The organism is Reyranella sp. GW821-FHT14A01, from assembly GCF_058803965.1.
Map to the genome: position 1 here is coordinate 248,301 of NZ_JBXAPM010000002.1, position 13,673 is coordinate 261,973.

Annotated in this window: 15 protein-coding genes; 12 read left to right on the forward strand and 3 right to left on the reverse strand. The window is 67.0% G+C overall.

All coding sequences use genetic code 11. The features are described 5' to 3' along the window. Positions 1–4: 4 nt before the first annotated feature. The 6 genes from soxX (at position 5) to AC1ROX_RS05045 (ending at position 2,909) form a co-directional block, all read left to right on the forward strand. On the forward strand, positions 5–439 hold the full coding sequence (soxX, locus tag AC1ROX_RS05020; RefSeq protein ID WP_493123035.1) for a sulfur oxidation c-type cytochrome SoxX: 435 nt from the start codon (positions 5–7) through the stop codon (positions 437–439). Then, positions 440–895 carry a SoxY-related AACIE arm protein gene (locus AC1ROX_RS05025; RefSeq protein WP_493123037.1) on the forward strand — a complete coding sequence of 152 codons (456 nt, stop codon included), beginning with the start codon at positions 440–442 and terminating at the stop codon, positions 893–895. Then, positions 895–1,215: a thiosulfate oxidation carrier complex protein SoxZ gene (gene soxZ / locus AC1ROX_RS05030; protein WP_493123039.1), complete on the forward strand. Its 321-nt coding sequence runs from the start codon at positions 895–897 to the stop codon at positions 1,213–1,215. Before AC1ROX_RS05025 ends, soxZ begins: the two co-directional genes overlap by 1 nt. After that, complete coding sequence (gene soxA / locus AC1ROX_RS05035; RefSeq protein WP_493123041.1) at positions 1,212–1,988, forward strand: sulfur oxidation c-type cytochrome SoxA; 777 nt, start codon at positions 1,212–1,214, stop codon at positions 1,986–1,988. The genes soxZ and soxA overlap by 4 nt, the downstream gene beginning before the upstream one ends. A gap of 121 nt (positions 1,989–2,109) precedes the next feature. Next, entirely contained in the window at positions 2,110–2,382 is a 273-nt protein-coding gene (locus AC1ROX_RS05040; protein ID WP_493123043.1) for a hypothetical protein, read from the forward strand. 47 nt (positions 2,383–2,429) lie between these two features. Then, positions 2,430–2,909: an Lrp/AsnC family transcriptional regulator gene (locus tag AC1ROX_RS05045; RefSeq protein ID WP_493123045.1), complete on the forward strand. Its 480-nt coding sequence runs from the start codon at positions 2,430–2,432 to the stop codon at positions 2,907–2,909. Here AC1ROX_RS05045 and AC1ROX_RS05050 read toward each other — a convergent pair. Further along, on the reverse strand, positions 2,906–3,793 hold the full coding sequence (locus tag AC1ROX_RS05050; protein ID WP_493123047.1) for a LysR substrate-binding domain-containing protein: 888 nt from the start codon (positions 3,791–3,793) through the stop codon (positions 2,906–2,908). The genes AC1ROX_RS05045 and AC1ROX_RS05050 overlap by 4 nt on opposite strands. A 64-nt stretch (positions 3,794–3,857) precedes the next feature. On the opposite strand from AC1ROX_RS05050, the gene AC1ROX_RS05055 reads away from it, so the two are divergent. The 4 genes from AC1ROX_RS05055 to AC1ROX_RS05070 all read left to right on the forward strand — a co-directional run bounded on the left by AC1ROX_RS05055 (position 3,858) and on the right by AC1ROX_RS05070 (position 8,675). After that, positions 3,858–4,622: a sulfite exporter TauE/SafE family protein gene (locus tag AC1ROX_RS05055; protein WP_493123049.1), complete on the forward strand. Its 765-nt coding sequence runs from the start codon at positions 3,858–3,860 to the stop codon at positions 4,620–4,622. A 67-nt stretch (positions 4,623–4,689) separates the two neighbouring features. Next, a complete protein-coding gene (locus AC1ROX_RS05060) occupies positions 4,690–5,487 on the forward strand; it encodes a class II aldolase/adducin family protein (RefSeq protein ID WP_493123051.1) in 798 nt (265 codons plus the stop codon). Continuing rightward, positions 5,488–7,335, forward strand: coding sequence for an ABC transporter ATP-binding protein/permease (locus AC1ROX_RS05065; RefSeq protein ID WP_493123053.1), 1,848 nt, complete (start codon positions 5,488–5,490; stop codon positions 7,333–7,335). A gap of 50 nt (positions 7,336–7,385) precedes the next feature. Then, on the forward strand, positions 7,386–8,675 hold the full coding sequence (locus tag AC1ROX_RS05070) for an SGNH/GDSL hydrolase family protein (protein WP_493123055.1): 1,290 nt from the start codon (positions 7,386–7,388) through the stop codon (positions 8,673–8,675). A gap of 149 nt (positions 8,676–8,824) precedes the next feature. On the opposite strand, the gene AC1ROX_RS05075 is transcribed toward AC1ROX_RS05070, so the two are convergent. Beyond that, on the reverse strand, positions 8,825–9,988 hold the full coding sequence (locus AC1ROX_RS05075) for an acyl-CoA dehydrogenase family protein (RefSeq protein ID WP_493123056.1): 1,164 nt from the start codon (positions 9,986–9,988) through the stop codon (positions 8,825–8,827). A gap of 54 nt (positions 9,989–10,042) precedes the next feature. On the opposite strand from AC1ROX_RS05075, the gene AC1ROX_RS05080 reads away from it, so the two are divergent. Continuing rightward, positions 10,043–11,020 (forward strand): Bug family tripartite tricarboxylate transporter substrate binding protein, encoded by a 978-nt coding sequence (locus tag AC1ROX_RS05080; RefSeq protein WP_493123057.1) that lies wholly within the window; start codon positions 10,043–10,045, stop codon positions 11,018–11,020. A gap of 26 nt (positions 11,021–11,046) precedes the next feature. Beyond that, a complete protein-coding gene (locus AC1ROX_RS05085) occupies positions 11,047–12,072 on the forward strand; it encodes an amino acid ABC transporter substrate-binding protein (RefSeq protein WP_493123058.1) in 1,026 nt (341 codons plus the stop codon). Between the two features lie 3 nt (positions 12,073–12,075). Here the strand turns inward: AC1ROX_RS05085 and AC1ROX_RS05090 are convergent, their stop codons facing one another. Then, positions 12,076–13,668, reverse strand: a complete 1,593-nt coding sequence (locus AC1ROX_RS05090) for a GMC family oxidoreductase (protein WP_493123059.1) — start codon at positions 13,666–13,668, stop codon at positions 12,076–12,078. Between the last annotated feature and the right edge of the window lie 5 nt (positions 13,669–13,673).

Genomic DNA, 13,673 nt, shown 5'->3' on the forward strand with positions numbered 1-13,673 from the left:
TGCGATGCGGGCCTTCTTCGTCCTCGCTTTCGCGCTCGTCGCGTTACCTGTGGCAGCCCAGCAAGTCACCCCGCAGATCGTCGACGATTCGATTCCCCGCTCGCTCACCGGCCAGCCGGGCGATGCCGCGCGGGGGCGGGCGATCGTCGCCAACCGCAGCGTCGGCCTGTGCCTGCTCTGCCATTCCGGTCCGATCGCCGAGGAGCGCTTCCAGGGCGATATCGCGCCCAGCCTCGCCGGTGCCGGCTCGCGCTGGTCGGAGGGGCAGTTGCGCCTGCGTATCGTCGACGGGGCGCGTCTCAATGCCGACACGATCATGCCGGCCTACTATCGGACCCAGGGCCTGCAGCGGGTCGCCCGCAACTTCGAAGGCAAGACGATCCTCTCGGCCGCGCAGGTCGAGGATGTCGTGGCCTATCTTTTGACGTTGAAGGATTGAATGGATCGCCGTCGCTTCCTTGCCGGCACTGCAGCCACCGCTGCCGTTGTCGTCGTGCTGCCGCTCGCACCCGCGGCGGCGACGCCCGATTCCATGGCCGAGGCCATCCGGAAGGTCGTCGGCACCGCCACGCCGACCGAAGGCCGGGTGAAGCTCGACGTGCCGCCGCTGGTCGAGAACGGCAGCACCGTGCCGCTCACGGTGTCGGTCGACAGTCCGATGACCGTCGCCGACCACGTGAAGGCCATCCACGTCTTCAACGAGAAGAACCCGCAGCCCAACGTTTTTTCCGCGCGGCTTAGCCCGCGCAACGGCAAGGCCGTCATCGGCACGCGCATCAAGCTGGGCGACAGCCAGCGGATCATCGCCATCGCCGAGACCAGCGACGGCAAGTTCTGGAGCGCCGGGGCCGACGTGATCGTGACGCTGGCCGCCTGCCTCGAGGAGTCGACCTGATGTCGAACATCCTCGTGAATGCCCCCAAGACCGCCAAGCGCGGCGCCGTCTTCGAGATCAAGGCGCTGATCCTGCATCCCATGGAGACCGGCTTCCGGCCCGGCCCGAACGGCCGCATCATCCCGCGCAACATCATCGAGCGCTTCACCGCGACCTGGAACGGCGACGAGATTTTCGCGATGGACATGTCGCCCGCGATCGCCGCCAACCCGTTCGTCTCCTTCTTCGCCCAGGCGAACGAGAGCGGCACGGTCGTCCTGCGCTGGACCGGCGACGAGGGCTTCGCCGTCGAGGAGCGGGTCGCCATCGCCGTCGAATGAAAGTGCGACGGCTCGCACTCGGCCTGGCGCTGGTCTTCGCCGCGTCCTATGCGGCCGCGCAAGTCGGCGCGGACAAGAGGCGGTCCGGCTACCAGGACATGGGCGAGGCCCTGCAGAAGATGCAGAACGACGACACCGCCAACCCCGGCATGCTGTTCGTCCAGCTCGGCGGCCAGCTCTGGAACAAGCCCGCCGGTGCCACCGACAGATCCTGCGCCGACTGCCATGGCGCCGCTGCCAACAGCATGAAGGGCGTGGCCACGCGCTATCCCGCGATCCCGCAGGGCGGCGACCGTCCGGTCGACCTCGAAGGCCGCATCAATCTCTGCCGCACCGAGCATCAGAAGGCTGACCCGCTGCCGCCCGAGAATCGCGACCTGCTGGCGCTCACGGTCTATGTCGCGCACCAGTCGCGCGACCTGCCGATCGCACCGCCTTACGATCCGCGCCTCGACACCTTCCGCCGGCAGGGCGAGGAGATCTATCGCCGCCGCCAGGGCCAGCTCAACCTCTCCTGCGCGATCTGCCACGACGACAATGCCGGCAAGAAGCTGGCGGGCGTCGTCATCCCGGAGGCGCATCCGACGGGCTATCCGATCTATCGCCTCGAATGGCAGGCGCTGGGCTCGCTGAAGCGGCGGCTGCGCAACTGCCTGGTCGGCATCCGGGCGGAAGCCTGGCCGCTCGACGCGCCCGAATACACGTCCCTCGAACTCTACCTGATGGAGCGGGCGAAGGGGCTCAAGCTGGAGACGCCGGCGGTCCGGCCCTGAGGACCCGCAGGGAGAAAATTCTCTCCCCGGTGCATCCCGGAGCTTTTCCTGCCATTGCAGCCACCCGATTCGACCGACCGTTTCATTGCTGCAGTAGCGAACTCGCCTCTACAGTCCTGGAATGCTCAGTCTTGCCAGTACCCTTGTCGCCCGGGCGGCGCGCCTGTTCCAGGCGGCCTATGAGGAGCCCGCTCTCTGGACGATCTCCGCGCAGGGGCGCGTGGTGGGCTCGCTGATGTGCGAGGCCGGGTCTTGGCGTCTCTCCTGGTTCGACGAGGCGCATCCGCGGCTCGTGAACTATGCCGGGCGCGTGGATGGCGACGTCGAGGCGCTTGCCGTCGTGCTCACCGAGCGCCTGGGCGCCCCGGTGCGTCTCGAGTCGCTTCCGGTCTAAACTCCGCCGATCACGCCGGCCGACCGTTTCCCACGGATAGTTGAATCATGGATGCCATCGACAAGAAGATCGTGGCGCTCCTCCAGGAGGATGCGAGCCTTTCGCTGGCGCAGATCGCCCATCGCGTCGGCCTCTCGCAAAGCCCCTGCTGGAAGCGCATCCAGCGGCTGGAGAAGTCCGGCGTCATCCTGAAGCGGGTGGCGTTGATCTCGCCCGAATTGATCGGCGTGGGCCTCACCGTCTTCGTGTCGATCGAGACGGGCGACCATTCCTCGGCCTGGCTCTCCAGGTTCGCCAGCACCGTCACCGCCATGCCCGAGGTGATGGAGTTCCACCGCATGGCCGGCGATATCGACTACATGCTGCGGGTCGCCGTGCCCGACATGCAGGCCTACGATCTGTTCTACAAGAAGCTGATCGACACCATGCCGCTCAAGAACGTGACCTCGCGCTTCTCGATGGAGAGGGTGAAGTCGACGACGGCCTATCCGATCGCGTCGGACCTCAAGCCGGTCCGCAAGCGCTAGGCATCCTTGCGCAGCGCCTCGAAGAGCTGTCGCGCCGGTCGCGGCAGGCGCTTCGAATCGCGGACGTAGAGGGCAAGCTCACGCAGCGCCCACGGTTCGGCGATGCGGACCGTGGCGAGCGGCAGGACGCGCCGATGCCGGCGGGCCGTCATCTCCGGCACGATTCCCACGCCCACGCCGGCCGCGACCATCGCGCAGACCGCGTCGAGGCTGTTGACCCGGACGCGCAGGCGCAGCGCGCGGCCGAGGCGGGCGGCCTGCATGGCCACATGCTCGTCGAGCGCGGTGCCACGCGGCAGGCCCACGAAATCGAGGTCGAGCAGGTCGGCGAAGCCGGTCTGGCGCTTGCCCGCGAGGCGATGCCCGGCCGGCACGATGAGCACCAGGCGATCGGCCCGGAAGGGATGGCTTTCCAGCCCGGAGACGAGGGCGGCTTGCGAGCCGATGCCGATATCGGCGTCGCCGGCGACGATGGCGGCGCCGATCGCCGGGCTCTCGCGATCCTCGAGATCGATATCGATCGTCGGGTTGGCGGCCAGGAAATCCGCCAGCAGGGCCGGCAGGTGCTCCGACAGGGCCGACGTGTTGGCAAGGATGCGGACGCTGCCTTTGAGCCCGCGCGAATAGGCGCCGAGATCGCCGCGCATCGTCTCCATCTGCTGCAGCACGATGCGGGCATGGTCGAGCAGGCTGCGGCCCGCGTCCGTCGGCTCGACGCCGCGCCGCCCGCGCTTCAGCAGGGGAACGCCCAGCATCTCCTCCATGCCGCGGATACGCGCACTCGCCGAGGCCAGGGCGAGGTGGGCGCGTTCGGCGCCGCGGGTGATGCTTCCCGTTTGCGTCACGTGATGGAACAGCCTGAGGTCGGTAAAGTCGAAGCGCATGGCGGATCTCCGAGCCTTCGTCTAATCCGAAGGTAGACTCCATATTCTCCAGATTGCGAGCCAAATGCCGACAGTTCAAGTCTGCCGCATGGAGCTTTCGACCCTGGCCTTCGTCCTGGTGGTGTTCGCGCTGGCCGGTTTCACCAAGGGCATCATCGGCCTCGGCCTGCCGACCATCTCGATGGGTCTGCTGGCCATCGTCCTCTCGCCAGTGGAAGCGGCGGCGCTGCTGATCCTGCCGTCGCTGGTGACCAACGTGTGGCAGATGGTCGACGGCCCGCACCTCAAGTCCCTGCTGCGCCGGCTGTGGCCGCTCAACCTCGGCGTCTGCCTCGGGACTTGGGCGGGCGCGGCCTTCCTGTCAGGCCTGGGCGGACCCTATGGTGCCCTGGCGCTGGGCGTCGCGCTGGTCGCCTACGCCGCGACCGGCCTTGCGGCTCTCAAGCTCACTGTCCCGAAGCGTTCGGAAGGCTGGCTGGGGCCGGTGACCGGCGCGGTGACGGGAGCCATCACCGCCGCCACGGGGGTCTTCGTCATCCCGGCGGTGCCCTACCTTCAGGCGATCGGCCTCACCAAGGACGAGCTGGTGCAGGCGCTGGGCCTCTCCTTCACCGTGTCGACCCTGGCCCTGGCGGTGACCCTGGTGGGCAGCAGCGGCCTCGTCCTGGGGCTGGCGTGGCCGTCATTGGCCGGCGTCGTGGTGGCGCTGGTGGGCATGCGGCTGGGGCAGGCGGTGCGGGCGCGACTGTCGCCCCAGACCTTCCGGTTGTGGTTCTTCGCCGGTCTTCTGACCCTCGGCGCCTATCTCGCAGCGCGCGGGCTCGCCTGAGGCGCCAATGGACGACCGGGGAGGGCAGGTCTAGCCTCAGGAACCGTTTTATTCCTGGAGCGTTTCCATGGCCGTGCACGCCCTCAAGACTTCAAAAGTTGCCAATCTCCGATCGAACGTCTCGCCCGAAGAGTGGCAGGCTCGTGTCGATCTAGCCGCCTGCTACAGGTTGATGGACCTGTACGGCATGTCGGACCTGATCGCGAACCACATCTCGGTACGGGTACCGGGCGAGGACAACGCCTTCCTGATCAACGCCTACGGTCTGCTCTATGAAGAGATCACCGCGTCGAGCCTCCTGAAGATCGATCACGAGGGCAACATCCTCGCCAAGCCGGAATTCAATGGCGGGCTCGACTACGGCGTCAACCGCGCCGGCTTCGTGATCCACAGCGCCATCCATATGGCCAAGCACGATGTCGGCTGCGTGATCCACACGCACACCTGGCCCGGCATGGCCGTCTCGACCATGGAATGCGGCCTGCTGGCCAATACGCAGACCTCGATGCGCTTCGCCAAGATCAGCTATCACGATTTCGACGGCGTAGTCCTCGATCTCGCCGCGCGCGAGGCGCTGGTGGAGAGCCTGGGCGACAACAACGCCATGATCCTGCGCAATCACGGTCTGCTGACGACCGGCGCGACGATCCCAGAGGCGTTCAACGCCATGCATCGGCTGGAGCTTTCTTGCAAGACGCAGATCGCGGCCATGTCGTGCAACACCAAGCTGATCGAGGTCCCGGCCGACGTGGTTGAGGCGACCTACACGAATTACCAGCCGAAGACCCGGCGGCCGTTCGGCCTGCTGGATTGGCCGGCGCTCCTGCGGAAGCTCGACCGGATCGATCCGGGCTTCCGCGACTGATTGGATACACCGCATAGCTCGATACGCGCCTTCGCCGCCGTTGCCAGTGGATACTGGACGGCGCCGGGATATCGTTTAGTCGCCTGGTCGCTCACCGGCGGCCTGGTCCTGCTCGGTATCGCCAATGTCGGCATCGCGCTGTGGCTGAACATCTGGAACCGGGACTTCTTCAACGCCCTCGACAAGCGTGACGTCGGGGAGCTCATGAGGCTGCTGTGGATCCTGGCCGCCATCGTCGTCTCGGCGGGCGTCGCGGTGGCGATCCAACTCCACATCAAGCGCCGGCTGCAGATCAACTGGCGGTCCTGGCTGTCGCACGTCACGGTGCTGCGCTGGCTGAACACCGGCCGCCAGTACCAGCTCGGCATGCTGGCCGACGAAGTCGACAATCCCGACGGGCGCATCGCCGAGGACATCCGTGTCTCGACAGAGCTCGCCGTCGAGTTCGCCCAGAGCATCCTGCAATGCGCGCTGCAGCTCGTCACCTTTCTCAGCGTGCTGTGGATCCTGTCGGGCACGATGCCGATCAAGCTGTTCGGCATCGAGTTCAACCTGCCAGGCTACATGGTGTGGGCCGCCGTGGCCTATGCCCTGATCGGCTCGCTGCTCACATACTTTCTGGGCCGCGGCCTGATCCATGCCGGCAACATCCGCCAGAGCCGCGAGGCCGATTTCCGCTCCGGCCTGACGCGGGCGCGCGAGCATGCCGAGGGCATCGCCCTGATGCGCGGCGAGGACGACGAGCGCGAACGGCTGCGCGGCTCGCTGTTCGACCTGCGCTCCGCCTGGAACGTCCAGACGCGCGGCCAGGGCAATCTCTCGCTGCTCACCAGCTCGCTGGCCTATCTGGCGCCCATCGTGCCGCTCATCGTCGCCCTGCCGCGCTATCTCAGCGGCGATATCGCGCTGGGCGGCCTGATGCAGACGGCGCAGGCCTTCTCCAGCGTGCAGTGGGCGCTCTCCTGGCTGATCGACAATTTCCCGAAATTCGCCGAGTGGCGCGCTTCGACCGATAGGGTCGTGCACCTCCACATGGCGCTGACCGACCTGGAGGAAAGCACGGAGGCCGCCGACGAGGCGCGCATCGTCGTCCACCCGGCGGGCGAGTCCGACAAGCTGATCATGCGCGAGCTGGGCGTGGCGCGCCCCAGCGGTGAAATGCTGGTGGCCGAAGCCGAGGTTGAGATCCAGCGGCCCGAGCGGGTCCTGATCCGCGGCCAGTCGGGCAGCGGCAAGAGCACGATCATGCGCGCGGTCGCCGGCGTCTGGCCGTGGGGGCGCGGCGCCATCCACCTGCCGACCGGCACCATCACCTTCATGCCGCAGAAGCCCTACTTCCCGCTGGGCACCTTGCGCGACGCGATGCTCTATCCGGCCGAGCCGGAGGAGGGGATCAGCGACGAGGTGCTGAAGGACATGCTGCACAAGGTCGGGCTCGACCATCTCCGCGACCGGCTCGACGAGACCGAACGCTGGGACCACATCCTGTCCGGCGGCGAACAGCAGCGCGTGGCCTTCGCCCGCGTGCTGGTCCACAAGCCGGAGTGGATCTTCATGGATGAGGCCACCTCGGCGCTCGACGAGGCCGGCCAGGAGAATGTCATGAAGCTCCTGATCGAGGAACTGCCGGAGACCTCGGTCGTCAGCATCGGTCACCGGCCGGGCCTCGAAGTCTTCCATACGCGCGAGCTGACCCTGGAACCCGGCGCCGACGGCACCAAGCTGCGGGCCGATGCCGGCAAGCGGTCGCTGGGCGATCTCTATCGCAAGATGGCGGCGGTCAGCCGTTCGGCACCGCGCGATCCGGGCTTCTGGGCGAACGTCCGGGCCAACCTGCTGGGCCGCTGAACGCCGGCATTTTGTGAGGCTTGCGGCGGCGTGATATTCCCCGCGGATCGATGATCCGCTGGTTGGCACATCATGTCGGGCTGGCGAGGCCCTATCGGTTCGAGCGGACCCTCGCCGTCGTCGTGTCGCTGGCGCTGGCGGGGGTGGCCGGCGCGATCGTGTGGCGCTACGGGTTCGCGACCGAACTGGCGCCGGGCTCGCCGCGCAGCTGGTACTTCGCCTATGTCGCGGCCTTGCTCGGGCTGGGCATCGTCTGCGCCCGCTGGCCGCGCATCACGATGGTGATGCTGTCGCTCGCGGCGATCGAGCTGGGCCTCGGCCTCGGCTCTGTCGCCATGACCCGCCACGACCTGGCGAACAGCGATCTCCTGCCGTCCGACAGGCCGCGCGAGGTGATCCGGCGCTGGCATCCCCTCCTGCAGGCGGCCAACGTGCCGACCTCGGGGAATGCCTCCAGGACGTACCATGTCGATTCGCAGGGCCTGCGCGGTCGCGAGCGGTCGCCCGGAGAGCTGCGCGACAAGACGATCGTCGCCGTCTTCGGCGGTTCGACGACCGAGGACCTTGCGGTTCGCGACGGCGAGACCTGGCCCGAACGACTCGAAGCCCTGTTGGGAGGCCAGCGGTTCGCCGTGCTGAACCACGGCGTCACGTCCAACAGCACGGTCCAGATCGTGATCCGGACGGCCTTCTATCAGTCGGCCTACGGCGCGCAGCCCGATTGTGCCGTCTATCTCGTCGGCGGAGGCGATGTCACCAGTGCCCATATCCGCGATCTCGATCCGGGATATGCGGACTACCAGACGCCATTGCTGATCGATGCCCTGAACGTGCGCCGCGTCGAACGCCTGCTTCCCGCCGTGTCGCCTCTGCTGCGTCTTCTCGGCAGGCTGGCTGCCTTCGCCTTCGATACCGCAAGAGCGCCGAAGCCCGACGGGCAGGTGAGTGCCGATCCCGATCCGGCGCTTGAGGCGATCTTCACGCGCAACGTCAGGACGATCTCGGCGATCAACCGCCAGCGCGGCATTGCGACCGTCTGGATCGGCGAGGTCTTCGATCACGCCTCGCTCGAAACGGCGAGCTGGCGCGGCAGCCTGTGGGCGCCCTATGTGAGGATCGGCGACCTGAGAGCGCTGCTCGCGCGGCTGACGGGCATCCTGCAGCGCGAAGCGGCGGCGCTCGGTGATACCTACATCGCCATCGACGAGAAGCAGTTCGAGGCCGCCGATTTCTGGGACGGCGAGCACTTCTCGCCGACAGGCTCGTCCAAGTTCGCGACGCTGATCGCGCCCCGGGTGGCGGAGGCTTGCCGCAATCGAGAGCGTCCCTCGCGGCCGTAAGTCCCGTCATCTCGACCGAAGCCGAGCGCAGCGAGGCGGAGTGGAGAGATCTTCTCTCCACGATTTGCCGGCTTTGGGTCGATAAAAGGTCTCTCCGCTTCGCGCCTTCGGCGCTTCGGTCGAGACGACGGGTCCTTTGCTAAAAAGCTCTAAGCCTTCTGCTTGCCGAGCAGATGATCGGAGATGATGCGCTGCTGGATCTCCGAGGTGCCTTCGAAGATCTTGGTGAGGCGCGCGTCGCGCCAGTAGCGCTCGACGGCATGCAAGGTCGTGTAACCGGCACCGCCGAACACCTGCAGCGCCTCGGAGGTGACCCTCTCGGCCATCTCGGAGGCGTGGAACTTCACCATCGCGGCTTCCTTGTCGCAACGCCGCTTCTGGTCGATCTCGTCGCAGACGAAATACATGAGCTGGCGCGACGCCTCGATCTCGGTCGCCATGCGGGCCAGGCGAAAGCGCGTGTTCTGGAAGTCGCCGATCGCCTGGCCGAACTGGCGGCGCTCCTGCGCATAGGCGGTGGCGTCCTCCAGCGCGCCGCGGGCCAGGCCGATGGCGCGAGCGGCGGTATGGGCGCGGGCGCGTTCGAGGCCGGCCGAGATGTAATAGAAGGCGCGGCCTTCCTCGCCGATCAGCGCCGAGCCGGGCAGGCGGCATTCGTCGAAGGCCAGCTCCCAGGTCTTCCAGCCGAAGTAGCCGATCTTGGGAATCGGCGCGCCCTTCACGCCGGGCGGCAGCGTGCCCCTGGGCTTCTCGATCAGGAAAGAGGAGAGGCCGACATGCTTGCGCTTGGGATCGGGCGCGTCGGAGGTGCGGGCGACCAGCATGATGTAGTCGGCGCCGTCGGCGAAGGTGCACCAGTATTTGTTGCCGGTGACCACCCAGTCCTCGCCGTCCCGGCGGGCGCGGCAGGCGATGCTGCCGAGGTCGGAGCCGACATTGGGCTCGGACATGGCCGCGGCGCCCAGGAATTCACCGCGGGCGGCGCGGGGCAGGAAGACGGCGCGCTGGGCCTCGGTCATGCCGCGCCCGGCGCTGAGGCCATTGCCACGGGCGATGATCGAGGCGACGCTCATCCAGCCGCGCGCCAGCTCCTCGGTGATCAGGCAGTATTCGAAGACGCCGAGGCCCATGCCGCCATATTCTTCGGGGATGACGATGCCGAAATAGCCCATGTCCGCGAGCTTCCGGATCAGTTCCGGCGGGATGTCGCCCTTCTCCGGGTCGAGCTTGTTGGCGACCGGCAGCACTTCCTTCATGACGAAGGCGCGCGCCGTCTCCTGGATCATGCGGCGCTCGTCGGTCATGTAACCCATGTCATTTCCCCGTTTCTTGCATAAGCCATAGTATCGAATTCGAAGGAGACCACAGTGCGCAGATTCCTGCTCGGCGCTACGGCGCTTTTCCTCTATGCGGCATCCGCCGTTCTTCCGGCGGCGGCGCAGGATTGGCCGACCCGGCCCATCACCATCGTCATGGGTTTCCCGCCGGGCTCCGGCACCGACGTGGTGGCGCGCGTGCTGCAGCCGCTGCTCGACAAGGCGCTCGGCCAGCGCATCGTGATCGACTACAAGGCGGGCGCCGGCGGCAACGTGGCGTCCGATTTCGTCGCGAACGCCAAGCCCGACGGCTACACCTTCCTGCTGGGCACGGCCGGCACGCACGGCATCAATGCCTCGCTCTACAGCAAGCTACCCTTCGACGTGGAGAAGGATTTCACGCCGATCTCGACCCTGGTCGACGTGTCGAACGTGCTGGCGATCAATCCCAAGGCGATCGACGCCAAGGACGTGAAGGACTTCATCGCCAAGGTGAAGGCCGCGCCCGGCAAGTACAACTACGCCTCGACCGGCAACGGCGCCGGCACGCATCTCGCCTTCGCCGAGTTCACGGCCAAGGCCGGGCTCGACATGGTGCATGTGCCCTACAAGGGCTCGCCCGATGCCATCCAGTCGGTCCTGAACGGCGACACCTGCTGCATCTTCGCCCAGGTGCAGATCGCCATGCCGCAGGCGGCGGCCGGCAAGATGAAGCTGCTGGGCGTCTCGACCAAGCAACGTGTGCCGGCCATTCCCGACGTGCCGACGATCGACGAGGCGGGCCTGCCGGGCTTCGACAGCTACACCTGGTTCGGCGTGTTCGGGCCGAAGGGCCTCGATCCCGCGATCGCACAGAAGATGAATCTCGCGATCAAGACGGCGCTGGCCGATGCCGATGTCCAGAAGAAGCTGATCGAGCTCGGCAACACGCCGCGCTATGAAACGATCGAGCAGTTCCAGGCGACGGTGAAGCGCGACCGCGCCAAGTGGGCCGATGTCGTGAAGACCGTGGGCGCCAAGGTCGAGTGACCGGGGCCTCAAGGAGGAGGCGTTCGATGAAGAAGATGTTCACCGCGATGGCGATCGGGGCGGCGATGCTCCTCCCGGCCGGCCAGGCGATGGCCGGCAAGGACCTCGACGCCGTCAAGGCACGCGGCCAGCTCATCTGCGGCGTGGCCGTGGGCGGCATCGCCGGCTTCATGATGGTCGACAGCCATGGCAAATGGACCGGCCTTAACGTCGACATCTGCCGGGGCGTCTCCGCCGCTTTGTTCGGCGATTCCGAGAAGGTGAAGTATGTGCCGCTGTCGGGCCAGCAGCGCTTCACGGCGCTGCAGGCGGGCGAGGTCGACCTGCTGTCGAACAACTCGACCTGGACCCTGACGCGCGACACCGCGCTCGGCCTCGATTTCACGGGTGTCACCTATTACGACGGCCAGGGCTTCATGGTGCCGAAGAAGCTCGGCGTGAAGAGCGCCAAGGAGCTGAACGGCGCCTCGATCTGCGTTCTGACCGGCAGCACGTCCGAGCTCAACATCGCCGACTATTTCCGCACCAACAAGATGACGTTCAAACCTGTGCTATACGAGGATCCGGACCAGAGCCGCAGCGCCTTCTTCAGCGGCCGCTGCGACGCCTATTCCGGCGACCAGGCCCGCCTCTATGCGACGCGCGTCGCCAACGCGCCGAATCCCGATGACTACATCGTCCTGCCGGAGATCATCTCGAAGGAGCCGCTGGGACCGGTCGTGCGCCACGGCGACAACCAGTTCGAGGACATCGTGCGTTGGACCCAGTACGCGATGCTCGAGGCCGAGGAATACGGCATCACCTCGAAGAACGTCGACGAGATGCTGAAGAGCGATAACCCCAGCATCAAGCGCATCCTCGGTGTCACGCCGGGCATGGGCAAGGCGCTCGGGGTCGACGAGAAATGGGTCTACAACATCATCAAGCAGGTCGGTAATTACGGCGAGAGCTTTGAGCGCAATGTCGGCATGGGCTCGCCGCTCAAGATTCCGCGCGGCCAGAACGCGCTGTGGACCCAGGGCGGGCTGCAATACGCACCGCCGATCCGCTGACCATCAGCGCGCATCCTCGCGGATCATCGCCGCGCCCTTCTCGCCGATCATGATGGTGGGGGCGTTGGTGTTGCCGGTCGTCAGCGTCGGCATCACCGAGGCGTCGATGACCCTCAGGCCCTGGATGCCGTGCACGCGCAGGCGTGAATCGACGACAGCACGCGGATCCTCGCCCATCTTGCAGGTGCCGACCGGGTGATAGAGCGTGTTGCCGGCGCGGCGGGCATAGGCCAGCAGGTCGGCATCGGTCTTCACGTCGGGGCCGGGCTGGATTTCGCCCTCGCTGTGCTGGGTGAGGGCGGGCGCCGCGAAGATGCTGCGCACATGGCGGAAGCCGCCCAGCAGGGCCAGCTCGTCGGTATGCGCGGTGAGGTAGTTGGGCTTGATGTGCGGCCGCGCGAAGGGATCGGCCGAGGCCGCCATGATGGTGCCGCGGCTGTCGGGCTTTACGACGCAGACGACGCAGCTCATGCCAGGCTGCTCGTCGAGCTGGCCGAACTTCAGCGGATGCGAGCTGCCGGGCGTGAACAGGAGCTGCAGGTCGGGCGAGGCCAGGCCCTCGCGGCTGTCGCAGAAGACCTGCGCCGTCGTTACGCCGAAGGTGAGCGCGCCGCGGCCGGTCAGGGCAAAACGCAAGATCTCCGGCAGGACGCGCGGGAAGCGGGAGACCTCGTTGACCGTTTCGGCGCCCTTCACGCGATGCACGACGCGCACGACATAGTGGTCGACCAGGTTCGATCCGACGCCGGCCAGGTCGTGCACGACCGGGATGCCGAGCGACTGGAGGTGCGCCGCCGGGCCGATGCCGGAGATCTGCAGGATGTGCGGCGAGTTGACGGCGCCGCCCGAGACGATGACTTCGCGATTGGCGCGCACCTCGGTGAGGTTGCCGCCGCGCTTGAAGGTGACGCCGACACAGCGTTTGCCCTCGAACACCAGCTTGCCGCCCTGGGCGTTCGTCTCGACGCGGAGATTTGGACGGCCGCGCGCCTCGCGGAGATAGGTCTGCGCCGTCGAGCCGCGCCAGCGGGCACGCCGAGTCATCTGCGAGTAGCCGACGCCATGGCGCGTCTTGCCGTTGAGATCGGGATTGAACGGGAAGCCTGCCTGCTGCGCGCCTTCGACGAAGCGATGGGTGAGGGGGAGGATGGTGCGATAGTCCTCGACTTTGAGCGGGCCATCCTGGCCGCGCACCTCCTTGTCGCCGCCCTGCACGTACTGCTCGGACTTCATGAAGAAGGGCAGCACGTCGTCGTAGCTCCAGCCACGGCAGCCCATCTGCGCCCAGTTGTCGAAGTCGGCCGGTGCGCCGCGCACATAGAGCATGCCGTTGATCGAGCTCGAACCGCCGAGCGTTCGCCCGCGCGGCCATTCGATGCGGCGGTCGCCCGAGCCCTTCTCCGGCTCGGTCGTATAGTTCCAGTTCACCAGCGGATTGCGGATCAGCGAGCGGATGCCGGCCGGGATATGGATCATCGGATGCCAGTCGCTGGGGCCGGCTTCGAGCAGGATCACCGAGGCGCCGGTCTCGCTGAGACGCGCGGCGACGGTACAGCCGGCCGATCCCGCGCCTACGACGACATAATCCGCCTGCATGTGTC

Excerpts from the sequence above, each read along its gene's own strand:
- soxA (WP_493123041.1), top strand. The coding sequence starts at position 1,212 with ATGAAAGTGCGACGGCTCGCACTCGGCCTGGCGCTGGTCTTCGCCGCG.
- AC1ROX_RS05055 (WP_493123049.1), top strand. The coding sequence starts at position 3,858 with ATGCCGACAGTTCAAGTCTGCCGCATGGAGCTTTCGACCCTGGCCTTC.
- soxX (WP_493123035.1), top strand. The coding sequence starts at position 5 with ATGCGGGCCTTCTTCGTCCTCGCTTTCGCGCTCGTCGCGTTACCTGTG.
- AC1ROX_RS05050 (WP_493123047.1), bottom strand. The coding sequence starts at position 3,793 with ATGCGCTTCGACTTTACCGACCTCAGGCTGTTCCATCACGTGACGCAA.
- AC1ROX_RS05045 (WP_493123045.1), top strand. The coding sequence starts at position 2,430 with ATGGATGCCATCGACAAGAAGATCGTGGCGCTCCTCCAGGAGGATGCG.
- AC1ROX_RS05025 (WP_493123037.1), top strand. The coding sequence starts at position 440 with ATGGATCGCCGTCGCTTCCTTGCCGGCACTGCAGCCACCGCTGCCGTT.
- AC1ROX_RS05040 (WP_493123043.1), top strand. The coding sequence starts at position 2,110 with ATGCTCAGTCTTGCCAGTACCCTTGTCGCCCGGGCGGCGCGCCTGTTC.
- AC1ROX_RS05085 (WP_493123058.1), top strand. The coding sequence starts at position 11,047 with ATGAAGAAGATGTTCACCGCGATGGCGATCGGGGCGGCGATGCTCCTC.
- AC1ROX_RS05075 (WP_493123056.1), bottom strand. The coding sequence starts at position 9,988 with ATGGGTTACATGACCGACGAGCGCCGCATGATCCAGGAGACGGCGCGC.
- AC1ROX_RS05090 (WP_493123059.1), bottom strand. The coding sequence starts at position 13,668 with ATGCAGGCGGATTATGTCGTCGTAGGCGCGGGATCGGCCGGCTGTACC.
- soxZ (WP_493123039.1), top strand. The coding sequence starts at position 895 with ATGTCGAACATCCTCGTGAATGCCCCCAAGACCGCCAAGCGCGGCGCC.
- AC1ROX_RS05060 (WP_493123051.1), top strand. The coding sequence starts at position 4,690 with ATGGCCGTGCACGCCCTCAAGACTTCAAAAGTTGCCAATCTCCGATCG.
- AC1ROX_RS05070 (WP_493123055.1), top strand. The coding sequence starts at position 7,386 with ATGATCCGCTGGTTGGCACATCATGTCGGGCTGGCGAGGCCCTATCGG.